General features: G+C 68.7%; 23 protein-coding genes, 1 tRNA gene and 1 other RNA gene. 12 read left to right on the top strand and 13 right to left on the bottom strand.

Going from position 1 to position 24,086, the window contains the following annotated elements:
* Nucleotides 1-5: 5 nt before the first annotated feature.
* From opgC to O1W71_RS02915, 6 genes are all read right to left on the bottom strand, one after another.
* On the bottom strand, nt 6-2,495 hold the full coding sequence (gene opgC / locus O1W71_RS02940) for an OpgC domain-containing protein (RefSeq protein ID WP_269266468.1): 2,490 nt from the start codon (nt 2,493-2,495) through the stop codon (nt 6-8).
* A complete protein-coding gene (locus O1W71_RS02935; protein WP_269266467.1) occupies nt 2,492-2,911 on the bottom strand; it encodes an ATP-binding protein in 420 nt (139 codons plus the stop codon). Before O1W71_RS02935 ends, opgC begins: the two co-directional genes overlap by 4 nt.
* Nucleotides 2,904-3,239 (bottom strand): STAS domain-containing protein, encoded by a 336-nt coding sequence (locus O1W71_RS02930; protein ID WP_331282639.1) that lies wholly within the window; start codon nt 3,237-3,239, stop codon nt 2,904-2,906. The genes O1W71_RS02935 and O1W71_RS02930 overlap by 8 nt, the downstream gene beginning before the upstream one ends.
* A gap of 3 nt (nt 3,240-3,242) precedes the next feature.
* The gene (locus tag O1W71_RS02925) at nt 3,243-5,249 is read right to left on the bottom strand and encodes a glycosyltransferase family 2 protein (protein ID WP_112614368.1); all 2,007 of its coding nucleotides are present in this window, start codon (nt 5,247-5,249) and stop codon (nt 3,243-3,245) included.
* 91 nt (nt 5,250-5,340) lie between these two features.
* On the bottom strand, nt 5,341-6,195 hold the full coding sequence (locus O1W71_RS02920; RefSeq protein WP_442923668.1) for an endo alpha-1,4 polygalactosaminidase: 855 nt from the start codon (nt 6,193-6,195) through the stop codon (nt 5,341-5,343).
* A 1-nt stretch (nt 6,196) separates the two neighbouring features.
* Nucleotides 6,197-7,528, bottom strand: a complete 1,332-nt coding sequence (locus tag O1W71_RS02915) for an MFS transporter (protein ID WP_269266770.1) — start codon at nt 7,526-7,528, stop codon at nt 6,197-6,199.
* 25 nt (nt 7,529-7,553) lie between these two features.
* On the opposite strand from O1W71_RS02915, the gene prfB reads away from it, so the two are divergent.
* The 4 genes from prfB (at nt 7,554) to smpB (ending at nt 11,198) form a co-directional block, all read left to right on the top strand.
* Complete coding sequence (gene prfB, locus O1W71_RS02910) at nt 7,554-8,666, top strand: peptide chain release factor 2 (RefSeq protein ID WP_023951108.1); 1,113 nt, start codon at nt 7,554-7,556, stop codon at nt 8,664-8,666.
* An 81-nt stretch (nt 8,667-8,747) separates the two neighbouring features.
* The gene (gene ftsE, locus O1W71_RS02905; RefSeq protein WP_023951105.1) at nt 8,748-9,728 is read left to right on the top strand and encodes a cell division ATP-binding protein FtsE; all 981 of its coding nucleotides are present in this window, start codon (nt 8,748-8,750) and stop codon (nt 9,726-9,728) included.
* Nucleotides 9,725-10,639: a permease-like cell division protein FtsX gene (gene ftsX / locus O1W71_RS02900; protein WP_112614372.1), complete on the top strand. Its 915-nt coding sequence runs from the start codon at nt 9,725-9,727 to the stop codon at nt 10,637-10,639. Before ftsE ends, ftsX begins: the two co-directional genes overlap by 4 nt.
* 82 nt (nt 10,640-10,721) lie before the next feature.
* Complete coding sequence (gene smpB / locus O1W71_RS02895) at nt 10,722-11,198, top strand: SsrA-binding protein SmpB (protein ID WP_269266465.1); 477 nt, start codon at nt 10,722-10,724, stop codon at nt 11,196-11,198.
* A gap of 26 nt (nt 11,199-11,224) precedes the next feature.
* On the opposite strand, the gene O1W71_RS02890 is transcribed toward smpB, so the two are convergent.
* Nucleotides 11,225-11,887, bottom strand: coding sequence for an SIMPL domain-containing protein (locus tag O1W71_RS02890; protein ID WP_269266464.1), 663 nt, complete (start codon nt 11,885-11,887; stop codon nt 11,225-11,227).
* A 132-nt stretch (nt 11,888-12,019) separates the two neighbouring features.
* Here O1W71_RS02890 and ssrA point away from each other — a divergent pair.
* Both ssrA and O1W71_RS02880 read left to right on the top strand, forming a co-directional pair.
* Nucleotides 12,020-12,389, top strand: a transfer-messenger RNA (tmRNA) gene (gene ssrA, locus O1W71_RS02885).
* 100 nt (nt 12,390-12,489) lie between these two features.
* Complete coding sequence (locus tag O1W71_RS02880) at nt 12,490-12,741, top strand: hypothetical protein (RefSeq protein ID WP_269266463.1); 252 nt, start codon at nt 12,490-12,492, stop codon at nt 12,739-12,741.
* Nucleotides 12,742-12,810: 69 nt separating this feature from the next.
* On the opposite strand, the gene O1W71_RS02875 is transcribed toward O1W71_RS02880, so the two are convergent.
* The 4 genes from O1W71_RS02875 to O1W71_RS02860 form a co-directional block, all read right to left on the bottom strand.
* The gene (locus O1W71_RS02875) at nt 12,811-12,969 is read right to left on the bottom strand and encodes a hypothetical protein (protein ID WP_269266462.1); all 159 of its coding nucleotides are present in this window, start codon (nt 12,967-12,969) and stop codon (nt 12,811-12,813) included.
* A gap of 74 nt (nt 12,970-13,043) precedes the next feature.
* Complete coding sequence (locus tag O1W71_RS02870) at nt 13,044-13,436, bottom strand: nuclear transport factor 2 family protein (protein WP_269266461.1); 393 nt, start codon at nt 13,434-13,436, stop codon at nt 13,044-13,046.
* Nucleotides 13,436-13,996 carry a hypothetical protein gene (locus O1W71_RS02865; protein ID WP_112614380.1) on the bottom strand — a complete coding sequence of 187 codons (561 nt, stop codon included), beginning with the start codon at nt 13,994-13,996 and terminating at the stop codon, nt 13,436-13,438. The genes O1W71_RS02870 and O1W71_RS02865 overlap by 1 nt, the downstream gene beginning before the upstream one ends.
* Nucleotides 13,993-14,829, bottom strand: a complete 837-nt coding sequence (locus tag O1W71_RS02860; protein ID WP_269266460.1) for an inositol monophosphatase family protein — start codon at nt 14,827-14,829, stop codon at nt 13,993-13,995. The genes O1W71_RS02865 and O1W71_RS02860 overlap by 4 nt, the downstream gene beginning before the upstream one ends.
* Before the next feature lie 94 nt (nt 14,830-14,923).
* Between O1W71_RS02860 and O1W71_RS02855 the strand changes: the two genes are divergently transcribed.
* Nucleotides 14,924-14,999, top strand: a tRNA-Lys gene (locus tag O1W71_RS02855).
* Nucleotides 15,000-15,070: 71 nt separating this feature from the next.
* Here the strand turns inward: O1W71_RS02855 and O1W71_RS02850 are convergent.
* Nucleotides 15,071-16,561 (bottom strand): HNH endonuclease signature motif containing protein, encoded by a 1,491-nt coding sequence (locus O1W71_RS02850; RefSeq protein WP_269266459.1) that lies wholly within the window; start codon nt 16,559-16,561, stop codon nt 15,071-15,073.
* 123 nt (nt 16,562-16,684) lie between these two features.
* Between O1W71_RS02850 and O1W71_RS02845 the strand changes: the two genes are divergently transcribed.
* Nucleotides 16,685-17,869, top strand: a complete 1,185-nt coding sequence (locus O1W71_RS02845) for an acetyl-CoA C-acyltransferase (protein WP_269266458.1) — start codon at nt 16,685-16,687, stop codon at nt 17,867-17,869.
* 23 nt (nt 17,870-17,892) lie between these two features.
* Here O1W71_RS02845 and O1W71_RS02840 read toward each other — a convergent pair whose 3' ends face one another.
* Nucleotides 17,893-18,150: a hypothetical protein gene (locus O1W71_RS02840; protein WP_269266457.1), complete on the bottom strand. Its 258-nt coding sequence runs from the start codon at nt 18,148-18,150 to the stop codon at nt 17,893-17,895.
* Nucleotides 18,151-18,231: 81 nt separating this feature from the next.
* On the opposite strand from O1W71_RS02840, the gene O1W71_RS02835 reads away from it, so the two are divergent.
* The 4 genes from O1W71_RS02835 to O1W71_RS02820 are packed head-to-tail and all read left to right on the top strand — an operon-like array spanning nt 18,232 to nt 24,086.
* On the top strand, nt 18,232-19,713 hold the full coding sequence (locus O1W71_RS02835) for an alpha,alpha-trehalose-phosphate synthase (UDP-forming) (protein ID WP_269266456.1): 1,482 nt from the start codon (nt 18,232-18,234) through the stop codon (nt 19,711-19,713).
* On the top strand, nt 19,710-20,501 hold the full coding sequence (gene otsB, locus O1W71_RS02830) for a trehalose-phosphatase (RefSeq protein WP_269266455.1): 792 nt from the start codon (nt 19,710-19,712) through the stop codon (nt 20,499-20,501). Before O1W71_RS02835 ends, otsB begins: the two co-directional genes overlap by 4 nt.
* Nucleotides 20,502-20,530: 29 nt before the next feature.
* The gene (gene ilvD, locus O1W71_RS02825) at nt 20,531-22,237 is read left to right on the top strand and encodes a dihydroxy-acid dehydratase (protein WP_112614394.1); all 1,707 of its coding nucleotides are present in this window, start codon (nt 20,531-20,533) and stop codon (nt 22,235-22,237) included.
* 46 nt (nt 22,238-22,283) lie between these two features.
* Nucleotides 22,284-24,086 carry an acetolactate synthase large subunit gene (locus tag O1W71_RS02820; RefSeq protein WP_112614396.1) on the top strand — a complete coding sequence of 601 codons (1,803 nt, stop codon included), beginning with the start codon at nt 22,284-22,286 and terminating at the stop codon, nt 24,084-24,086.

Here is a 24,086-nt window from a genome sequence, read left to right as displayed (position 1 = left end):
GCGCGTCAGCGGGGGATCACCGAGAAGAGGAACCGCCGCCGCACCATCAGGTAGATGAGCGCGATGACCGCGGTATGGATCAGCGTGCCCTGCCAGAAGCTCTGCCGGTCGAGGCCCGGGATGTTCGCGACGGCGAGCACGAAGAACACGTGCACGATGAAGACGTAGAGGCTCGCCTGCCCCAGCGGGATCCAGAGCCACCCCATGACCGCGTTGATCGGCTTCCAGGCCACCGTGAGCACGGCGTAGCTGCAGGTGATCACGAGAACGAGGTCGAGCAGGCGTCCCCAGTGCAGATCGATCCGCGGGTAGCCCGAGTCGTACAGCATCCCGTAGAGGCCGGCAGGGAATGGGGCCGGCTCGAACCCGAAGCTGTCGCCCGCCCAGAGATAGACGAGGAACCCGGCGTAGCCGACGACGAAGAGCCCGATGAGGATCTTCCCCGGTGTGGAGGTGAGCGCCCGGATGATCTGGCGCCGGTAGTACCCGATGACGAGTCCGTGTGTGAAGAGCACCTGCCAGGCCAGTAGCGGGAAGACCGCATTGAACTGCGACGGCAGGGGCGACAGCTCCGGCATCGTGATGTGAAGGGCGTACAGGCCCCAGCTGCCCGCCAGCACGAGCCACCACAGGCGCCGACGGATGAGCCACATGAGTGCGGGGTAGGCCAGGCTCAGCACGACGAACAGCCCCATGATGTTGAAGGGCCACGGCCCCATCTCGAGCAGGAGGAGTTGTCTCACCGCGTACCAGGGCGGCGGGTAGTCGAGCAGGCGGTCGGCGTTCGGATAGAGGTCGTACACGCGGCCGGTCGTCGCTTGTCCGTCCTCGCCGGTGCCGCGGTCGGTGAACGTCATGATCGCCGATGCGTCGATGAACGGCACGAAGCTGACGATGAAGATCAGCAGGATGACGGCGAGGGCGACCAGGTACTGCTTTCGCGCGCGTGCCCAGGCCGCGAGCGCAGCAGCCCATTCCCCGCCGCGTTTGACGGCCGCCGGGAAGACCATGCCCAGCACGATCCCGCTGAGGAGGACGAAGAGCTCGGCGCCCGTGATGGCGCCGATGATGTTCAGCGACGCGAACGAGTAGGGGCTCAGGACCTCGATGTGCGTCACGACGACCACGATGATGACGAAGCCCCGCATCATATCGATGCGCAGGTCGCGAGTCGCGGAATCGTCGGGGTAGCGCCACGACGGCAGCGTCCGTCCCACGATCCCCGAGACGAGGAACGCGATGGCGAGCACGGCGGCGGCGCCGGTGATCCAGTTCATCTCGTCGTTGCCCTCGCGCACCTGCACGGTGCTGGCCGAGGCCTGCTCGGGGGTGATCACCTCGGTGATCGGACTCCACTGCACCTGCCCGGATGCCGCGAGGTCGGCGCGGAACGCGCTCGCCAGCTCACCCGAGGCGGTCAGACGCCAGTCGACTTCCTGGGCACCGGCCTCGGCTTCCTCGCGCACGGCCTCGAGCCAGGTGACCGCGGTGATTCGCGGGTGGTCGGGCAGCTCGGCGAGCACCTGGCGCCACCAGCCCTGCTTGACGGCGAGCTCGGTGTCTCCGTCGAGTGAGAAGTCGTAGAGCGCGCCGGTGTCGAGCAGAAGGTCCCGGCTCTCGCCCGCCGCGAACCTGTCGTAGAAGGTCTCCGCCTGCGGCACGGTGTAGCCCCACTGCTCGTCCAGGCGCGCGGCCACCTCACCCCCGTCAGGAGCGCTGTTCGACACGAGCGGCACGTCGCGACCCGCGGCGGCACCCGACTCGCCCTTGCCGAAGTAGAACATCGTCAGACCTACCCGGTCGACGGCATCCGCGTCGGGGAAGTAGGGGCCGTACGGGTCGTCGGCCTCGGTCAGCAGTCCGTCCGCGTCGGTGTCGAGCGCACGAAGGTCCGCGGGGGAGAGGTCGTCGAGGCGCCCGTCGGCGCGCTCGAAGGGGTACCCCGCGCCGTATGACGGGGCCCAGACCATCTCGGCTCCCGACCCGCCGTCGTGGACGACGTCGGCCACGGCCTCGAACGCGCGCACGAACTCGCGCGGCTGCTGCCCCCACGAGGTCCACGAACCGTTCATCTCGGGGGCGAAACGCACGAGATGGTGCGTGTCGTAGTCGCCCTGCATCTTCTCGAGCATCGCGTTGAACGCCGCGGCATCGTCGCGCGTCAGGTCCGCGAGAGGAACCCGCGGTTCCATGCTCAAGACGAGGACGGCGCCCTGGGCGGAGGCCGCCGTGGCTGCGCGAGACCAGTCCTGGCGGGCTCTGTCATCGAGGGGGTACGACAAGCGGATGGCGTAGGTCGCGGGCGTCTCGCCGAGCCGGTCGGCGTATCCGTCGGGGCCGTCCGAGCCCCAATCGAGCTCCGGGCCGAACCAGAGTCCGTCCTGCGTGACGGGGGCAGGCTCGCCGGTATCAGCGATGGCCGTGGGCGCCGTCAGAAGAGCGGTGGCCGTCGCTAAAGCCAGGGCCGCCAGCGCCCGCCGCAAGTGCCGCGTCACTCGCGGCGGCACTCGAGAGTCCAGACGTTGCGCCCGTTCTCGTAGCGGTGCTCGACGGAGTCGACGCTCGCGAGGGCGAGGGCGAGGCCGCGGCCGTCCTCGGAGTCGGCGTCGGCCATGGTCACAGCACTGAGGTCGAGTTCGGCGGGCTGAGCGTCGTCCTCGAAGGTCGCTGTCAATGCCTCGGGTGTGGCCCGCAGATCGAGGGTGAAGTGCCGTCCTTCGGCGCCGTGCGCGGCTACGGAGTGCTCGACGATGTTGCCTGCGATCTCGACGACGGCGATCTCGAATGCGAAGCGCGCACGGGGCTCGACGTCGCCGGCTTCCTCCCACCACGATGCGAGCAGATCATGGACGGCCTCGACGCTCTCGAGCGAGACATCGGCGACGAGCGACCGGTGGACGACCTCAGCCATCGAGGGCGTCCTGCACGGTGGCGCGCGGCCGGAGCACGCGGTCGAGGTTCGTCAGGCCGAGCACCATCGTCACCTGTTCGCTCGGCGCAGCGAGCCGCAGGTCGCCGCCGCCTTGACGTGCGGTCTTGAGGCACGCGACGAGGGCGCCGAGGCCCGACGAGTCGATGAAGGCGACATCCGACAGATCCACGATCACGGGCGCTTCGCCCGCGGCGGCGATCTCTTCGGTCACCCGCTCGCGGAAAGGACGGGCCGAGACCATGGTGAGCCGCCCGTGGGGGCGGACGACCCGACCGTTCTCGCGTACGTCGATATCGAGGTCCAGCATGGGTCAGGTCTCCTTCAGTTCCAGGTGTGCCGGTGGCCGGTACAGCACGGCGCGGATGATGATGCTGAAGACCATGAGGTCGTACAGCACCCAGACGATGTTGATGAGGGGCGCGATGCCCTGGGCCTGCCCGACGGCGTACCGGATGGCGACGGCGACGAGCGACAGGACGAGCGCAGCCATCGCGATCAGTTGCGGTTTCACGAGGTCCCACCGCGGGCTGTCCTCGGCGGCGCGCGTCTTCGGGGTGACGGCGAACCCCAAGGCTCGACCGCGGTAGACGTTCGCGAACGCCGTCGTCACGGAGCGGATCCAGACGGGGAAGAGCGCGAGCGAGTACTGCGCGCCGCGCCAGGTCGGGCGTCCGTTGGCGACGACGAGGAAGAGCAGCTGGTTCAGGAGGAAGAAAGGGATGAAGCGCGCGAAGAAGTCGACACTCCATGCCTGCACGGGCATGACGCCGAACGTCAGGTACAGCACCGGCGCGGCGATGTAGACGATGCCGGCGAAGCCGGCCAGGTAGCTCCACATCGTGCCGAAGTACATGATCCGCTGGCCCCAGCTGAGGCTGCGCTGCACGAGGGGGTTCTCGCGGAACATCACCTGCATGGTGCCCTGAGCCCATCGCAGCCGCTGCGTCAGCATCGTCGGCAGATCCTCGGGGGCGAGACCCTCGGCGAGCACCTCGTCGTGGTACACCGACTTCCACCCCAGGCCGTGCAGCCGCATCGAGGTCGCCATGTCCTCCGTGACCGAGATGGTCGCGAGGGGCATGATCGCCTGGGCCTCTTCGTCGCGCCCGACATCGAACGCCGAGACGAGCATGCTGATCGACTCGAGCGCAGCCAGCGGAGAGAGGCTCCGATCGCCCAGAGCGTCGAGAGTGACCTCATCGATGACGGCGAGGGCCTCGGTGTCTGCGGTGAGCTCGGCGAGAGCGCGCAACTCCTCGCGGACGTCGGAGACGTCCTGATCGCTCAGCTCGCGACGCACCCGATCGATGCGGCTCTGGAACGCGTAGGTCACATCCGCGAGGGCATCGCCGCGTGCGATCTCGACCTTCACCTGATCGAGGGCGTCCGCGACGGTGTCGAGGGCGGCCGCGATGCGCGGGTCCGATCCGTGATCCCGGCGAGCGCGTGCGAGAACGCGACGGGAGGATCGCACGCCGCGGTTGACGGCGAGCGTGACTTCGTCGACGTAGCGTGAGACCCCGAGCTGCATCAGTGCCTCGCGGCGGAGGATCGCGTTCGATCCGCAGAAGAACGCCGCGTTCCACCCGTCCTTCGACTGCTGGATCGGGCCGTAGAACAACGGCGCCTGGCTGCCGAGCGGGTCACTGGGTGGAACGTTGACGAACCACTGCGGCGTCTGGACGAGGGCGACCTTGTCGTCCATGAACCAGCCGAGCGTGCGATCGAGGATCTTCGGCGAGGGCACCTGGTCGGCGTCGAGGATGAGCAGGAACTCGCCCTCCGTGACCATGAGGGCGTTGTTGATGTTCCCGGCCTTCGCGTGGCGTGGCCGGTCACGCCACGCCTGCGACCGGGTGACGACGCCGATGCCCTCCGCCTCGGCGAGACGGCGAAGCTCGGGCCGGTCGCCGTCGTCGAGGATCCAGGTCTCATGCGGGTAGCTGATCGCCTGCGCGGCGCGCGCCGTGCGCATGACGAGGTCGAGCGGTTCGTTGTACGTGGTGACGAGGACGTCGACCGTGACGTCGCGCGTCAGCGGTGGCGCATCGTGGCGTTCCCGCAGCCGCCAGGCGCCGACGGCGAAGATGAGCGAGTCGATCAGGCTGTACGTCTCGGCGAGCACGAGGGGTACGGCGATCCACCACGCCTCCCAGTTCACCGAGGCGAGCCAGCGCCAGACGATGTAGTTCACACCGGAGATCGCTGCGAGCAGAACCACCAGGCGGATCAGTGCGAGACGTCTCGACGACTTCTTCGACTGGCGCGCCGCATCCCGCCGCGTCCCCTCGCGGCCCAACGTCGTCTCGAAGACCATCGATCTCCCTCGGTCGAGAGCAACGCTGTCAGCCCCCGGTCGCAACCTGAAACGGGTTGCGCCAGGAACGACGTTCAGACCAAGATTCGCCTCAGCAATGCGTCGCTACATGCTCAGGGTAGCCTTCCACCGTCAGGCCCCGATCGCGCAGCACGACGGAAGGAGGGGTCTCCGGATCGGCGCACATCTCGTCCCAGGCGCGCGGAAGATTGTCGGTGTACTCGATGTCGACGACGGCCTCGCCATAGACCTCGGTGTAGCGGGAGCACTCGAGATACGCGGCGCATTCCTCGACGACGGCGAAGTCGAAGCCTGCCTCGTCGCGGAGCTGGTGAGCGAACTCCGCCGCATTCTTCTGACCTGCGGCGAGACCCGCATCGTGGGCGACGTCGACGTAGGCGGCGGCGAGAGCGAGATTGCCGTCGATGTCGAGCATGCCTTCGGAGCGCGTGAACGAATCGAGGTTGTCGAACTCGACCGCCTCGAACCCGGACTCGGCGCAGCCGCGGATCCAGGGGGCGACCAGGGCGAGGATGCGCTCGCGTTTGTCGGCCGTCGATGAATCGATCAGCACCTCGTCGGGCCAGTCCGGATCGACGAGGGGCTCGCCGTCCACCGTCACGAGCAGATCCTCATCCCACAGGTCGCGTTCTGCCGGCTGCGTCTGGAACCCGTTGACGTAGCAGATCGAGTAACGGTCCGGCGCGGGCTCCGCTGTGCGGTCGCGGCCGACGATCTCCACGGCCTCGCCGGGCGGGTACGCTCCGCTCAGCTGGTAGTCCGGCTTTCCGCCGACCGGCGGCAGTATGACGTCGACGGCATGCGCGGACTCGGCGACATCCCTCTTCGCATCCCCGTGCCCGGGGATGCCGACAGCGCAGCCGGAGAGAAGGGCGGCGATCAGGATGGCCGAGCCGGCCTCCGCGAATCTGCGCACGACGAGCATGCTACGCGGGGACGTCCCGGTCGTCGGGGCTGCCGTCCGGGCCCTCGGGATCAGGGCTGATCCGGGTGCGCGGGACGAAACGGGGAACCCACCGGACGAACCCCAATGCGCCGACGAGACCGAATACGCCCATGACACCGGCTGCCACCGGCAGCGAGGCGACAGCCGTGATCCCGGAGACCAGCAGCGGGGCGGCGGCACCGCCCGCGTCGGTGAGCGTGCGCCAGGAGCCGAGGAACGGGGCCGGGTTCGCCGTCGGCGCGACATCCGCTCCGAGCGTGAGGAGGATCCCGCTCGAAAGTCCGTTGCCGACACCGAGCACGGCGGCGAAGAGCGCGAACCAGAGCTCGGGCTGCGCGCTGGCCGACGTGAGTGCCAGCGCGATGAGGCCCGCGCTCATGAGCAGCATGGCGGGGAGGGCCGCCCACAGGCGGCCGAAGCGGTCCATGACCTGACCGCTGGCGTAGAAGAGCGCGAAGTCGATGGCTCCCGAGACGCCCACGACGAGTGCGATCGTCGAGCCGTCCAGTCCGATCGCGACGCCCCACAGCGGCAGCAGCACCTGGCGCGTGGATCGCAACGCCGACAGCGACGCGGCGGCGACGCCGAGCCGCGCGAGCACGTCGCGATTGCGCCAAGCGGTGCGGACGACACCGGTGCCGGGGACGCGGCGCGTGCGGACGGGCGCCGTCGTGATCGCTTCGCCCTCGACGGTCCGTGCGATGGCGGGCGGCGGTCCCAGCCGCTTCTCGGGTTCGGGCCCGAAGGCGACCAGTGCGATCATCGCGACGAGGCAGACGCCGAAGAACCAGATCGTGGCGTGCTCGTCGCCGAACGCCCACAGCAGCGCAGCGGCGATGAAGGGTCCGACGAACATGCCGAGGCGGAAGCTGCCGCCGAGCAGCGACAGGGCCCGAGCGCGGAATGTGAGTGGCACGCGGGTGGTCATGAACGCGTGACGGGCGACTCCGAAGGCGGCCGCGCAGATGCCGATGAGGAAGACGGATGCCGCGAACACCCCCAGCACCGGGGCGAAGGCCATAGCCCCGACACCGACGAGGGCGAGCAGCCCGGCGATGATCATGGTGGCCCGCTCGCCGATGCGGGCGACGGCCCACCCAGCGGGCAGATTGCCGCACAGCTGTCCCACCACGAGTGCGGCGGCGACGAGCGCCGAGGTGGCGACGTCGGCGCCCAGCTCGGCGGCGATGACCGGGATGAGGGGGATGACGGCGCCCTCGCCGAGACCGAACAGGGTCGTCGGGCCGTAGATCATCGGGGCGAGGCGCCAGAGAACGCGGCGGATCGGTTCGTTCTCGTCGCTGGCTCCCATTGCTTCCACGATACTCTGGAGTGCCATGCTCGAATTCGATATCTCCGCCGACATCCAGGCCCTGCGCTCCACGTTCGCCGACATCCAGGCGGTGGTCGACGTCGAGGCTCTCCGGGCCGAGATCGCCCGCCTCTCCGAGGAGGCCGGCGCGCCCGATCTCTGGGACGACGTCGAGAAGGCTCAGAAGGTCACCAGCGCCCTCAGTCACCGCCAGGCCGAGCTCAAGCGCGTCACCGAGGTCGAGCGCCGACTCGACGACCTCGATGTCCTCGTCGAGCTCGCGATCGAGATGGACGATGAGGAATCGGCTGAGGAGGCGCGCAAGGAGCTCAAGCAGCTCGAAGAGGTCATCGGCCAGCTCGAGGTGCAGACCCTGCTCGACGGCGAGTACGACGACCGTGCGGCGGTCGTGACGATCCGTTCGGGCGCGGGAGGCGACGACGCCACCGATTTCGCCGACATGCTGTTGCGCATGTACCTGCGCTGGGCCGAGCGCCACAAGTACCCCGTGAAGGTCATGGACACCTCGTACGCCGAGGGCGCGGGGATCAAGTCGGCCACGTTCGAGGTCGACGCGCCCTACGCGTACGGCACGCTGTCGGTCGAAGCCGGTACGCACCGTCTCGCGCGCATCAGCCCCTTCGGGTCGGCGGATAAGCGCCAGACGAGCTTCGCCGCCGTCGAGGTCATCCCGGTGATGGAGGAGGCCGTCGAGGTCGACGTCCCCGAGAACGACATCCGCGTCGACGTCTTCCGCTCGTCCGGCCCCGGTGGGCAGTCGGTCAACACCACCGACTCGGCCGTGCGCATCACCCACATCCCCACCGGCATCGTCGTGTCAATGCAGAACGAGAAGTCGCAGATCCAGAACCGCGCAGCGGCCATGCGTGTTCTGCAGACCCGACTCATGCTGCTGCAGCGCGAAGAAGAGGCCGCGAAGAAGAAGGAGCTCGCGGGCACCATCACCGCGAGCTGGGGCGACCAGATGCGCTCCTACTTCCTCTACGGCCAGCAGCTCGTCAAGGACCTGCGCACCGGCCACGAGGTCGGCAACCCGTCGACCGTCTTCGATGGCGACCTCGACGGGTTCATCGCCGCGGGCATCCGGTGGCGCAAGCGCAAGGACGACGACGCCTGATCGAGTGCTGAGGCGCGGATGCCGCGGCGCGCGGGTGTCGCGGCGTGGTTGTGCGGGGGAGCCGCTTAGGCTCATCGAGTCATGATCCGGTTCGAACACGTCAGCAAGCGGTATCGCGGCACCTCGAAGCCCGCGCTCAGCGACGTCGACTTCGAGATCCAGCGCGGCGAGTTCGTCTTCCTCGTCGGCGCTTCCGGATCCGGCAAGTCGTCGTGCCTGCGGATGATCCTGCGCGAGGATGTCGCGTCCGAGGGGCGCGTGGTCGTGCTCGGCCGCGACCTGCGCGGCCTGTCGACGCGCAAGGTGCCCTACTTCCGTCGCCACATCGGCGCGGTCTTCCAGGACTTCCGGCTGCTGCCCAACAAGACCGTCTTCCAGAACGTGGCCTTCACCCTCCAGGTGATCGGCTCGTCTCGCGCTTTCATCTCGCAGGCCGTTCCGGAGGCGCTCGCGCTCGTCGGCCTCGCGGGCAAGGAGAAGCGGCTGCCGCACGAGCTCTCGGGCGGTGAGCAGCAGCGCGTCGCCATCGCGCGCGCGATCGTCAACCGGCCGCAGGTGCTCCTGGCCGACGAGCCCACCGGAAACCTCGACCCCGCGACATCCGTCGACATCATGCAGCTGCTCGCCCGGATCAACGCCAACGGCACGACGGTCGTGATGGCCACGCACGAGGCCGGCTTCGTCGACCAGATGCAGCGCCGCGTGATCGAGCTGAGCGGTGGCGTCATGGTCCGCGACGAGGTCGGCGGCGGGTACGGCGACACCTCGGCACTCCCGAGCCTGGCTCCCGAGCCGGTGCGCGGCGCCGCCGCGGTCGCTGCTCTCACGGCAGTTCTGGAGCTGCAGCGTGAGATCGCCGAGACCCCGCCCACCGCGCACGTCCCGGTGCCCGACGAGCCCGAGGCGCCGGCGGAGCCGCCGCCGCCCGTCGGGGAGACGCGGGCCATCCCGATCGTCGCCCCCGACATCGATCTTGCCGGCCTCGGACTGCCCGACGTCGCCAAGAAGCTCGGACTCGGCGATCGCGACGATCGCAGCGACGAAGTGGGGCCCACGTCATGAGAGTCGGCCTGATCCTCGGCGAGGCTCTGACGGGCCTGCGCCGCAACGCGTCTATGGTGATCTCCGTCGTCCTCGTGACCTTCGTCTCGCTCACCTTCGTGGGTGCGGCGATGCTCATGCAGATGCAGATCAGCAAGACGAAGGACTACTGGTCCGAGCGTGCGCAGGTCGCCGTCTACATGTGCCGTGAGGAAGCAACGGTGCAGAACTGCGCCGACGGTCCCGCGACCGACGAGCAGATCGCGGCGGTGGCCGAGAGGCTGGCCTCGCCCGCGTTGCAGAGCGTCGTGCGCGATGTACGGTTCGAGACGAGTCAGGAGGCGTACGACAACGTCCTCTCGCTCATGGGGGAGGACTACGCCGAGTTCGTCAGCCCCGAGCAGCTGAACAACACCTACTGGGTCAACCTCGCCGACCCGTCGCAGAGCGACGTCATCAGCGAGGCGTTCAAAGACTTCGACGGAGTCGAGGAGGTCGCGAACCAGCTGCAGTATCTCGACCCCTTGTTCTCGGCGCTCACCGTCGCCACATACATCGCGGTCGGCATCGCCGGTCTGATGCTGATCGCTGCGGTGCTCCTCATCGCGACGACCATCAGGCTGTCGGCTTATGCGCGGCGGCGGGAGCTCGGCATCATGCGGCTCGTGGGAGCCTCCAACCGGTTCATCCAGACGCCCTTCATCCTCGAGGGGGTGTTCGCGGCGCTGATCGGATCGGCTCTCGCGAGCGTCGCGATCATCGCGATGGTGCAGGTCGGAGTCGGCGACTACCTGTCGTCGCAGATCGACTTCGTGACGACCTGGGTGAACCTGGGCGACGTCGCGCTGGTGGTTCCGGCTGTCATCGTGATCGGCGTCGTGCTGGCCGCCGTCTCGGCCGGGTTCGCGATCAGACGGTGGCTGCGCGCCTGAGGCCGAACCCGCTGCGTCGCCCGCGCGTCGCCGTACCCCTAGACTGTAGGGCTGCGCCAGTGCACCAGGAAGGAGGCGCGTCATGCCGAAGGAACAGGGCGAGAAGCTCGTGGCGAGCAATAAGCGCGCCCGACACGACTACGCGATCGAGAAGACGTACGAGGCGGGTCTCGTGCTCACCGGCACCGAGGTGAAGTCGCTGCGGCAGGGCCGCGCGAACCTCACCGACGGCTACGCCTACATCGACAACGGTCAGGCCTACCTCGATGCCGTGCACATTCCGGAGTACTCGCAGGGCCACTGGACGAATCACGCGACCAAACGCACGCGAAAGCTGCTGCTCCACAAAGATGAGATCATCAAGCTCTCGCACGCGGTCAGCGCCGGGGGGTACACCCTCGTACCGCTACGGCTGTACTTCTCGGACGGCCGGGCGAAGGTCGAGATCGCGGTCGCGAAGGGTAAGCGCGAGTTCGAGAAGCGACAGACCATCCGCGAGCGCGAGGACAAGCGCGAGGCGGAGCGGGCGATGCGCACCCGCAACCGACTCGGCGAATAGCGGTATCCCGCTTCGCCGTCCGGTCGTCAACGGGCGCGGAAGCGCGCCTCGACCGCGGCGGTCACGACGATCTCAGCGGGCCGGAGCTCGATGCCCCCGGACGACGCGTCGGCTGACATCGTCGCCGCTCGCGCGAACATCGGCGCGGCAGGCGGAGCCTCGGCGCCGCTGAGGAGCCCGACATCGGCGATCTCGACAGGCTCGACCGTGCCGTGACCGAGCGCGGTCGCGTACGCCGAGGCGCGTGCCACAGCGACGCCGACGGCGGAGGTCGCGACCTCGCGTTCGATCGTCGCCCGTGTCGCGGGGGAGAGCTGCCACTCGACGTTCGAGACGCGCATCCCTTCGTCGTCGGAGAGCAGAGACACCCATTCCGCGAGCGCGACGAAGTCGTCGAATGTGGCCACGAGGTCGATCGTCGCGTGGTGCACGGGCGCGAGCTGGTTCCCCTCGGGGTTCCACGGCCGGTCGGACCAGGTCGAGACGGACCCGCTCGACCAGCTCGAGACGACGCCCGCTCGTGTGAGCTCCTCGAGGCGCGTGCGCAGGGGTGCGATCGTCGCGGTCGCCCGCGAGACAACGGCGGTCCGTTCAGGACCGTCGGCGGAGGCGGCGGCGGAGACGATCGCGACCTCGGGCGAGACGCGTCGCTCGGCCTCGCCGCGGACGGAGATGAGGATGTCTGCCATGCTCCGACTCTAGGCGCGGAGGGTGGGAATGGCGTGGGGCGCCGATCGGTTGTAGTCTGTAGTGCTCGGGTGCTGCGGCATCCGGTTTGGTAAGTCCACAGTGTGACAGCGGCCCTTCGACCGAAGGCTCATGGGGATGATCGGTTTCGACATCGCCTGTGTGTCGGCGAGAAGCGGGCCGAGGATGCAGGGTTATCTCGTTAACGATCTCTGCAAAACTATAAGTGCCGAATCCAAGCGCACTGACTTCGCCCTCGCTGCGTAAGCGAGCCCGATAGTCCGTCAGACCGTGTGTGATCCCGCCACGGACCCTGGCGTCATCTAGGGATCTTGCTGCGTGACGGCGTCCGGACGTCACGCGGGACTCTTCCCGGACTGGGCCCGTCGACTTATGTGTCTGTACTGAAAGTCGGGGCCGAGCAGAACGCCTCTACAGACTGCGCCCGGAGAAGACGCCGTATCTCAGCGATGGACGGGGGTTCGATTCCCCCCATCTCCACCACTGCCGCTGTCACGCTGCATAGCCCCCGATCCCCCTGGAAACAGGGGATCGGGGGCTTCTGCTATGTCGAGCCGACACCGTCGTGCGCTACGTTCGGGGCATGGCGTACTGGCGGGACAACGTGAGGACGTGGTCGGGATCGCGGCTGTGGCTGTTGATCGTCCAGATCGTGGTGGCCGCCGGCCTGCTCGCCATGAACGTCTGGTCCGTCGCGCGCGGTGACGGCGGCGCATTCACGATGGTGCTCGCGGTGCTGTTCGGCGTGCTGCTCGTGTTCTGGGTCGCGACACTGATCGGCGTCATCATGGCCCGTCGTGACGGCGCTGCCGCACACGACGACGGTCCCGAGTGATGCTGTCGGCGCAAGCGAAAGCCCCCGACCTCGGTTGAGGCGCAGGGGCTTTCGCTGATACGTGCGGTCTCAGGTCTTATTGCGAATCGAACGCATGAGCCAGGCGATGACCGCGATGATGATCAGCGCGATGCCGATGAAGAGCAGGAACTTCACCGCTTCGACGAAGATTCCCGTGAACAGCAACGCGATGCCGATGATGATGAGGATGATCGCAAGTGCAGGCATGCCTCGATTGTGCACGTGGGTGCCCCCTCAATGCAGGCGCTTGACCTCGCGGGCCGCAGACTCTATGCGCGAGGCTAAGGACGTGCGTCGGCAGCCGACTGTTCGGTGCCCTGGTGGAAGCGCAGCGCGAGGGCGTCACCCGAGGTGGCCCAGACCGACGAATGCCGGCTGATCCGGGTACCGGCGATGAGCCGGTATGTCACGAGCACCGTGTCCACGTCGAGGCGCTGGATGACCCACTCGTCCGTATGCGGAGTGTCGCGGGTCGCCTCCTCCAGGAGCTCGACGAGAAGGTCGGAGCGCGTCCATAGGCGGCCGGACCGGCCGATCTCGGTGAAGTCCGGGTGGATGAGCTCGCGGAGGCGGCGCGCGTCCTGCCGGACGGCACTGGTGAGCAGGTCGCGTTCGGCGTCGCAGATACGGCCCGCCAGATCGTCGGCGACACCGACGGCGTGAAGCTCTCCCATCAGCGTCGCTCGATGACGACGAGGCCCTGCTTCACATCGGCGACCTGGGCATAGCCTTCGCCGAAGAAGTATGTGACGCCGTATCCGTCGCCGTCGATGTTCAGCGCGAACGCCGGATCTTCGGTGATGTAGACCCCGCCGTCGCCCTCTTCGCGGATCCAGCCTTCCGAAACGAGGGCGCGCTCGGCGTCTGAGGTCTCGGCGGCTGTCAGCGGTGCCCAGCCGAACTGGAGGATGTTCCCTCCGGGTTCGGCCGCGTTCGTCCAGGTGCAGGAGACGCCCGCGTCGATCTGCATCTCGCCGATCATGAACGGGCCCTGCTGGTACTCCCAGCCCTGCGACTGCAGCTCTTCGAGGCTGGCCTCTCGGATGATGTTCTCGCAGGTCGGGTCCGGGAGCGCCGGCTCCGAGGCGGTGGCCTCCGGCGTCGCGACGGGAGAGGAGGGGACGGCTTCCGGCGGCGCGGTCTCCGTCGGTTCGGGTGCGGAGCAGCCGGTCAGGAACGTCAGAGCCAGGGCCGAGCCGGTCGCGAGGACGAGGGATGCATGCCGCCGGGTCATGCGCGACCGCCCTCGTGAGCGAGCATCTCGAGGAAGGTGTCGTGCAGGATGCCGTTGGTCGCGAGCGATGAGCGCGTCGACAGGGTCTCAGCGCCGTCGATGTCGGTGAAGCGTCCCCCTGCCTCGGTGACGATGGGCACGTGGGCGGCCAGGTCGTACTCCTTGACACCGAACTCGGCGACGAACTCGAGCCGTCCTTCCGCGAGGAGCATGTAGGGCCACGCGTCGCCGTAGCCACGATCGCGCCAGACTCGGCGCGAGAGTGCGAGGAGCTGTTCGCCCCGGCCGACTTCATCCCACTGGCGGATGCTCTGGAAGCTGATGCTCGCCTGCGCGAGGTCGCCGATCGACGAGACCGAGAGTGACCGCGGCGTCGTCTCGCCCGGGACGTTCGTCCACGCCCCGTGCCCTGTCGCGGCCCACCAGCGGCGACCGATGGCCGGCTGACTGACGACGCCGACGCGAGGCGTGCCGTCCACGGACAGCGCGATCAGGGTCGCCCACATCGGGATGCCCTTGAGGTAGTTCGCGGTGCCGTCGATCGGGTCGATGATCCACTGGCGTCGTGCGTCGCCGGTGGCGCCGTACTCCTCGCCCAGCACGCCGTCGTCCGGGCGCTCGGCGGCCAGCATGTCGCGGATGGCGCGTTCTGTGGCGAGGTCTGCCTCGGTGACGTGCGACGCGTCCGCTTTCAGGCGCACGTCGAGGTCGGCCGCGTCGAAGCGGGCCATGCTCACCGCGTCGGCGGCGTCTGCCAACCGGAGTGCGAATGCCAGGTCGTCGGCCAGGGCGTCTGCAGAAGGCGCTGTCAGATCCGGTGTGGTGGGGGTCACGGCTCCAGGATACGACGCGCCGGGGGCCTCGATTGGCGCGATGACGCGAAGTGGGGTAGCGTTTCTCCTCGGTTCGCTTCACTGCGAACAGCCTGCACCTCTAGCTCAATCGGCAGAGCAACTGACTCTTAATCAGTGGGTTCTGGGTTCGAGTCCCAGGGGGTGCACCAGCACGAAGGCCCTGCAACTCTCGCCAGTTGCGGGGCCTTCGTGTGTTGCCGTCAGGGCGCGGGCGAGCGCTTCAGAACGGCGGAGCGGCGTGAGCGGGCCGCGCGACAGCGACCGACCCGGTCGGTGCTGCGTGCAGGACGGAGTGCCGTCCGTCACCGCCGGGCGGCTCCGTGACGGTGAAGGCGACGAGTGGTGGTGGTGCGTCTTCGCGGTAGATCCGCCCGGTGGGTGATGTCCAGATCAGCCGTCCGCCGGGGAGTTGTCGTACTCGCCATCGGGTGTGGTGTTTGACGTCGTGATGGCGTTTGCAGAGGTTGGCGAGATTGCACACGTGGGTGGCACCTCCGTCGGATGCGGCGATGGTGTGGTCGAGTTCGCAGCGGATGGCGGGTTGCCGGCATCCGGGGAACCGGCAGTGCCGGTCCCGTGCCCGTAGGAGTCGCACCATGGCGGCGGTGGGCCGGTAGCTGTCGCATTCAAGGACGGTTCCCGTGACCGGATGGGTGAGCAACCGGTCCCACGAGGTCGCGTTGCCCGCGAGTTCGCGGGCGGTGGGGGCGTCGATGGGGGAGCGCCCTGCCAGGTCGGCGGGCCCCTCGTCCTGTCCCATCAGCGTCAACGCCGATACCGCGACCTGCACGTGCGCGCGGATCGCTCCGAGGGTTCCGTCGCCGTCATCGGTGCCGGTGGGGTCGAGCGCCGGCGATCCAGTCAGGAGGAGGTCGGAGAACACGTCGGCGCGGACCTGATCGACCGTGCGGGCATCGTCGACGAACGACGACCCGTCGCAAATCGTCGTATCGGCATGGGGTGCGCCACCGTTCGCGTCGGTTCGCGCGTCAGGGGCGTCGGCTCGTGCTTCGGGGGCGCCCGCGGCGTCAACCGCATCAGCCTGGGCCCGCGCATTGATGATCTCCCGGGCCTGACGCGTCAGCCGGTCCACGATTCCGTCGGCGATCACGGTCGGCAGGGTCGCGATCAGGTCGGACATTCCGTCCGGCCCGGTCTGCACCCGCACGCACCGCCCCGCGGCGGCTTCTTCGTGCCGCTCCGTGAACGTCCGCGGGTGCATCCGCTCCGCCAGCATCCGCAACGCGTCCCGCACCCGGTTCGGTGTCTCGCCCTCGCACCGCTCGATCGCGACGCGTTCGAACTCCGCTCGATCCGCCACGGGCACGATGCAGCCGATCTCCTGGATCACCCGCACATGCCCGCGGACGATGCGTCCGTCCTCCCACGCGGCCATCGTCAGCGGGAAGTTGTCGACCAGATCGCGCGCCTCGTCGATGCGCCGCTGCAGCGTCCGGTCGGTCGCGACGAACACCCCGGCCAGTTCCGCGGCGATCCCGCGCAGCGCCATCTCGCGCGCCTTGACCTTCTCCGACGCGCCCACGGCCTGCTTCTCCGCGAGAACCCCCGCCGCAGCGAGCACCCGAACCTCACGAATCTGCGCCAACCGCGCAGCATCCGCCGCGCCCTCGGCATCCGCGACCAGCACCGCCAGGGCATCGACGTCACCGTCGCTGCCCATCCCGCTGCCGAGTCCGTCATTCGAATGCATGTTCGAATACTGTCACGAACCCCCGACATCGGCCCACCACTCTCCACAGGGGCCGGAATCTCTTCCCCGCGGCGGGGACCTGCACGGGCCGTCGATGTCGGGGACGCTCGTAGGCTTGAGAACATGACCACGCCCGAGATCGTCATCGTCGCCGCCGCCCGCACGCCGCAGGGGCGCTTGCAGGGGAGTCTGTCGTCCGTTCCGGCACCCGAGCTCGGTGGCGCTGCCATCGCCGGTGCTCTCGCGGCATCAGGCGTCGCCGCCACTGCGGTCGACGCCGTCATCATGGGGCAGGTCCTCCCCGCGGGCAATGGACAGAATCCGGCTCGGCAGGCCGCGCTCGCGGGCGGCATCGGCTGGGACGTCCCGGCCTCCAGCGTCAACAAGGTCTGCTTGTCCGGCCTCACCGCGATCATCGACGCGTCGCGCATGATCGCGCTGGGTGACGCCGAGGTGGTCGTCGCGGGCGGCATGGAGTCGATGAGCCGAGCGCCACACCTCCTTCCCGGCTCTCGCTCGGGATGGTCGTACGGATCGATCGAGGTGCTCGACCACGCCGCGTTCGACGGTCTGACCGATGCGTACGATCGCGAGAGCATGGGCGCCTCGACCGAGCGTCTGAACCCGCGCTTCGACGTCACCCGCCAGGAGCAGGACGCCGTCGCCGCGCGCTCGCACCAGCGTGCCGCCGCTGCCCGCGACGCGGGCCGCTTCGTGGCTGAGATCGCGCCGGTGACCGTTCCGCAGCGACGAGGCGAGCCTGTCGTCGTCGACACCGACGAGGGTATCCGCGCCGACACGACCGTCGACACTCTCGCCGGCCTGCGCCCCGCCTTCGCGAAGGACGGCTCGATCACGGCGGGCAACGCCTCGCAGATCTCCGACGGCGCAGCCGCGGTGCTCCTCACCACCCGCGAGCGCGCGGAGCGCGAGGGATGGCCGGTACTGGCCGTGCTCGGTGCCAGCGGTCAGGTGGCCGGACCCGACAACTCACTCCACGAGCAGCCGGCCGCCGCGATCGAGCGCGCACTGGTGAAGCAGGGAATGACGGCATCCGACCTGGACCTCATCGAGATCAACGAGGCGTTCGGTGCCGTCGTGGCAGCCTCGGAGCGCCGCCTGGGCGTCTCGCCCGACATCGTCAACATCGACGGCGGGGGAATCGCTCTTGGCCACCCCATCGGCGCTTCCGGGGCGCGGCTCGTCGTGCATCTGGCCCATGAGCTCGCGCGCCGCGGCTCGGGCGCGGCCGCAGCAGGCCTGTGCGGGGGCGGCGGTCAGGGCGAGGCCCTCATTCTGACCCGCTGACCCGGTACGGAGACGGGTCGGGGTCAGCGCCAGCCGCGCTTGACCCGCTCCGCGAAGAGCTTGTCGCGGTCGACGTTCGAGTCGTCCGCCACGAGCCGCCCACGGGCACCGCGGTAGCTGTCGACGACAGCGCCGATCGCCAGCGCCATCGTGATGCCCCAGCTGAGCCATGCCAGGGCGGTGCGCCACGTGAACGGCTCGTCGCTGCGGGCCGAGCGGAGGAGCGTCACGCCACCGGTGATCGCGGAGAGGAGGCCGGTGCCGAAAAGGTACTTGCGCATACCACAAACGTAGCCGCCCGCAGGGGGCGCTGGGCGCGCGGGTAGGCTGGGATCACCGCCGATCGCAGCCTGGAGGCATGCATGAGCACCGCTGATTTCGTCGTCGTCGCCAACCGGCTTCCGGTTGACCGGAACACGGACGGTGGTGGGGACGGAGAATGGCGCCGTTCGCCGGGAGGGCTCGTCACCGCCCTCGAGCCCGTCATGCGCCGCACCGAGGGCGCGTGGGTCGGCTGGCCCGGAAAGCCCGACCTCGAGTTCGATCCGTTCGACTTCGACGGCATGCACCTCGTTCCCGTCGCCCTCAGCGGCGCCGACGTCGAGGACTACTACGAGGGCTTCTCCAACGACACGATCTGGCCCCTCTACCACGACGTCATCGCCGCCCCGCGATACCGGCGCAACTGGTGGGAGGCATACCAGCGCGTGAACCGGCGCTTCGCCGAGGCTGCGGCTGCGGTGGCAGCGGACGGCGGAACCGTGTGGGTGCAGGACTACCAGCTGCAGCTCGTGCCGAAGATGCTGCGCGACATGCGTCCCGACCTCACGATCGGGTACTTCCACCACATCCCGTTCCCCGCTTACGGGCTGTACTCGCAGCTCCCGTGGCGGAAGCAGGTGCTGGAGGGCCTCCTGGGCGCTGACGTGATCGGTTTCCAGCGCGTGGCCGACGCCGGCAATTTCGCGCGCGCTGTGCGGCGTCAACTGCGGTACGAAACCAAGGCCAGCGGCATCCGCGTCCCCGCCCCGGGCGGAGGGCACCGCACGGCACTCGCCAAGGCGTTCCCGATCTCGATCTCGACCGACGACTACATCGAGCTCGCACAGCGTCCTGACATCCAGGCGCGGGCCGCGGAGATCCGCGAGGATCTCGGCAACCCCAAGACGGTCCTGCTCGGCGTCGACCGGCTGGACTACACGAAGGGCATCCGGCACCGCCTCAAGGCTTTCGGCGAGCTCATCGAGGACGGACGGGTCTCCGTCGAGGACGCCACTCTCGTGCAGGTCGCCAGCCCCAGCCGGGAGCGCGTCGAGTCGTACGTGCAGCTGCGCGACGAGATCGAGCTGACTGTCGCGCGCATCAACGGCGACCACGACACCTGGGGTCACAGCGCGATCCGCTACATGCATCAGGCGTTCCCGCGCGAAGAGATGGTGGCCCTCTTCCTCGCCGCCGACATCATGCTCGTCACCGCGCTCCGTGACGGCATGAACCTCGTTGCGAAGGAGTACGTCGCCAGTCGCATCGACAACCGCGGGGTACTCGTCCTGAGCGAGTTCGCCGGCGCTGCAGACGAACTCGCGAGCGCCGTGCGCATCAACCCGCACGACATCGACGGGATGAAGGATGCCATCGTGCGGGCGATCGAGATGCCCGCAGCCGAGCAGGGGAGGCGCATGCGTGCTCTCCGCAAGCGCGTGCGCGAACACGACGTCGACGACTGGTCACGATCATTCCTGGACGCGCTCGCGACCGCCGCTCAGTCCAATAGCCCGGCTGAGTCGGCTGCCACCGCGCGCGCCGTCTCGACCGCCGCCACCGAAGCGGAGCACAGCGCATGAGCGCCGTCGCGTCCACATCGCCCGAGGGTCTCGCAGAAGCCGTCGCGCGCGCAGCGAGCGCACGGCACCTCCTCATCGCGCTCGACTTCGACGGCACGCTCGCCCCGCTCGTCGATGAGCCGATGTCGGCCAGAATGCTGCCCGCCGCGCGCGACGCGCTCGCGCGGCTCGCTCACGCACCCGCGACGACGGTCGCGCTCGTGTCGGGTCGTACGCTCGAACACCTGGCCGAGATCTCCGAGCGCGAGCCGGATTCGCGGATACATCTCGCCGGCTCGCACGGCGCCGAGTTCTGGCATCCGGGCGCCGACTCCCCCCAGGACAGCGACAGCGACGTCTCACTCCGCGACGAGCTCACGGCGCGCGCGGAGCAGATCATCGGAGGCCTCGACGGCGCATGGATCGAGCACAAGCGGTTCGGGTTCGCCCTCCACACGCGGTTGGCCGATCGGGAGCAGGCCGCCGAGGCAGCCACCCGGATCGATGATCTCGTCCGGACCGAGGCGCCCGCGTGGCGCCGCCGCACCGGCCAGGACATCCTCGAGTTCGCCTCGCGGCACGAGGGCAAGGACTCGGCCGTCCGCAGCCTCCGTGATCGGGTCGGGGCCGACGTCGTCCTCTTCGCCGGCGACGACGTGACCGACGAGGACGCGCTCGCCTCGCTCGAGTCGGGCGACGTGGGGATCCGCGTGGGTGGGGGAGAGACGATCGCTCAATACCGGGTGGCGGATGCCGCCGCCCTCGCGGTCCTGCTGGGACGGCTCGCCGAGGCCCGGGCGGGAGAATGAGCCCTGCCGCACGGGCATAGAATTCGAGAATGTCCGACAGCTCCGAGACCATCGACATCAAGCCCCGCAGTCGTGCCGTCACCGACGGCATCGAAGCCACGACCTCCCGAGGCATGCTCCGTGCCGTCGGAATGGGCGACGAGGACTGGGACAAGCCCCAGATCGGCATCGCCTCGAGCTGGAACGAGATCACCCCCTGCAACCTGAGCCTCGACCGGCTCGCGCAGGGTGCCAAGGAGGGCGTCCACTCGGGCGGCGGCTACCCGCTGCAGTTCGGCACCATCTCCGTCTCGGACGGCATCTCGATGGGCCACGAGGGCATGCACTTCTCCCTCGTGTCGCGCGAGGTCATCGCCGACTCGGTCGAGGCCGTCATCATGGCCGAACGCCTCGACGGCACGGTCCTGCTCGCCGGCTGCGACAAGTCGATCCCCGGCATGATGATGGCGAGCGCGCGCCTCGGCCTGTCGAGCGTCTTCCTGTACGCCGGCTCGACGATGCCGGGCTGGGTCAAGCTGAGCGACGGCACCGAGAAGGACGTCACGATCATCGACTCGTTCGAGGGTGTCGGCGCGTGCCGTGCCGGAAAGATGAGCGAGGCGGACCTCAAGCGCATCGAGTGCGCGATCGTCCCGGGGGAGGGCGCCTGCGGCGGGATGTACACCGCCAACACGATGGCCTCCGTCGGCGAGGCCCTCGGCCTCAGCCTGCCGGGCTCCGCCGCGCCGCCGTCGGCCGACCGCCGTCGCGACTACTACGCCCACCGCTCGGGCGAGGCCGTCGTCAACCTCCTGCGTCAGGGCATCACGACGAAGGACATCCTGACCAAGGAGGCGTTCGAGAACGCGATCGCCCTCGTCATGGCCCTCGGCGGCTCGACGAACGCCGTCCTCCACCTCCTCGCGATCGCCCGCGAGGCGGAGGTCGACCTGAGCCTGCACGACTTCAACCGCATCGGCGACAAGACGCCGCACGTCGCGGACATGAAGCCCTTCGGCCAGTACGTCATGAACGACGTCGACCGGCACGGCGGCATCCCCGTCGTCATGAAGGCCATGCTCGACGAGGGGCTGCTGCACGGCGACGCTCTGACCGTGACCGGAAAGACTCTCGCCGAGAACCTCCGCGACCTCGACCCGGAGCCGATCGACGGCAAGGTCATCCACACGTTCGACAACCCGATCCACGCCAGCGGCGGCATCACGATCCTGCACGGGTCGCTCGCCCCCGAGGGCGCCGTCGTCAAGACCGCAGGCTTCGACGCCGCGGTGTTCGAGGGGCCCGCGCGTGTGTTCGAGCGCGAGCGCGCGGCGATGGATGCCGTGGCGAACGGTGAGATCGAGCCGGGCTCGGTCATCGTTATCCGCTACGAAGGCCCGAAGGGTGGACCGGGCATGCGCGAGATGCTCGCCATCACCGCCGCCATCAAGGGCGCCGGGCTCGGAAAAGATGTACTACTCTTGACTGACGGACGATTCTCAGGCGGCACAACCGGCCTGTGCATCGGCCACATAGCACCCGAAGCGGTGGACGCAGGTCCCATCGCATTCGTGCGCGATGGTGATCTGATACGGGTCGATATCGCGGCTCGCTCCCTCGACCTACTCGTCGACGAGGCTGAGCTGAACGCCCGCCGTGACGGCTGGGCCCCTCTTCCCCCGCGCTATACCCGTGGCGTTCTGGCCAAGTACTCCAAGCTCGTGCGCTCCGCCGCGGAGGGCGCGACCACCGGCTGACTTCGGCTCCGACATCGTCTCCTCTTCTCCAGCGAGGTTCATCACCATGTCCACCGACATCTCCGCGGCCATTCCCCGGCCGCCGTCCCGCACACCCTCGGCACCCGTGATCACGGGAGCAGAGGCCGTTGTCCGATCGCTCGACAATCTCGGCGTCACCGAGGTCTTCGGGCTCCCGGGCGGCGCGATCATGCCCGTCTACGACCCGCTCATGGACGACGAGGCGGTGCGCCACATCCTCGTCCGTCACGAGCAGGGTGCAGGGCACGCGGCCGAGGGCTACGCCGCGGCATCCGGCCGGGTCGGCGTCGCGATCGCCACCTCGGGCCCGGGCGCGACCAACCTCGTGACGGCGATCGCCGACGCGTACATGGACTCCGTCCCGCTCGTCTGCATCACCGGGCAGGTGTTCTCGACCCTCATGGGCACGGATGCCTTCCAGGAAGCCGACATCGTCGGCATCACGATGCCGATCACGAAGCACTCGTTCCTCGTGAAGACCGCCGAGGAGATCCCCGGCGCGATCGCCGCGGCTTTCGAGATCGCCGGCACCGGCCGCCCCGGCCCGGTTCTCGTGGACATCACGAAGGACGCTCAGCAGAACAGCGCGCCGTTCGTCTGGCCGCCGAAGATCGACCTGCCGGGATATCGTCCGGTGACCAAGGCGCACGGCAAGCAGATCCAAGCGGCTGCGCAGCTTCTCGCCGAGTCGCACAAGCCCGTGCTGTACGTGGGCGGCGGTGTCATCCGCGGCGGCGCATCCGACGAGCTGCTGACGCTCGCGGAGGCGACCGGCGCACCCGTGGTCACGACGCTCATGGCACGCGGCGCCTTTCCCGACTCGCACCCGCAACACCTCGGCATGCCGGGCATGCACGGCACGGTGCCCGCGGTGCTCGCGCTGCAGGAGTCCGATCTGATCGTCGCCCTCGGTGCGCGCTTCGACGACCGTGTCACCGGCAAGGCGTCGTTGTTCGCGCCGCACGCCAAGGTCGTGCACGTCGACATCGATCCGGCCGAGATCTCGAAGATCCGCTTCGCCGACGTCCCGATCGTGGGCGATGTGCGCGACGTGCTGGTCGACCTCGAGTCGGCCTTCCGCGGCGTCATCGGTGACGGCAAGCCCGACACGACCGAGTGGTGGGCCTACCTCGACGGGCTGCGCGAGGAGTTCCCGCTCGGTTACGCCCCGACGACCGACGGGCTGCTGTCGCCGCAGCACGTGATCCAGCGGATCGGCGAGCTCACGGGCCCCGAGGGCGTCTACGCCTCGGGCGTCGGCCAGCACCAGATGTGGGCCGCACAGTTCATCAAGTACGAGCGCCCCAACTCATGGCTCAACTCCGGCGGCGCCGGCACGATGGGCTACGCGGTGCCCGCTGCCATGGGTGCGAAGGTCGCTCAGCCGGAGCGCGTCGTCTGGGCGATCGACGGCGACGGCTGCTTCCAGATGACGAACCAGGAGCTCGCGACCTGCGTCATCAACCAGATCCCGATCAAGGTCGCGATCATCAACAACTCGTCGCTGGGCATGGTGCGGCAGTGGCAGACGCTGTTCTTCGACGGCCGCCACTCCAACACCGACCTGAACACCGGCCACGGAACGGCGCGCGTCCCCGATTTCGTCAAGCTCGGCGAAGCGTACGGCTGCCTCGCCATCCGGGTCGAGACCGAGGACCAGATCGACGATGCCATCAAGCTCGCCCTCGAGACGAACGATCGCCCCGTCGTGATCGATTTCGTCGTGAGCGCCGACGCGATGGTGTGGCCGATGGTCCCGCAGGGTGTGAGCAACAGCTACATCCAGTACGCCCGCGAGCACGCGCCCGCATTCGACGAGGAGGCCTGA

Origin of the sequence: Microbacterium sp. H37-C3 (assembly GCF_027157935.1) — a bacterium.
Classification (GTDB): domain Bacteria; phylum Actinomycetota; class Actinomycetes; order Actinomycetales; family Microbacteriaceae; genus Microbacterium; species Microbacterium plantarum.
Note: the sequence above shows the minus strand (reverse complement) of the source record. Positions and strands in the feature narration are given on the sequence as shown.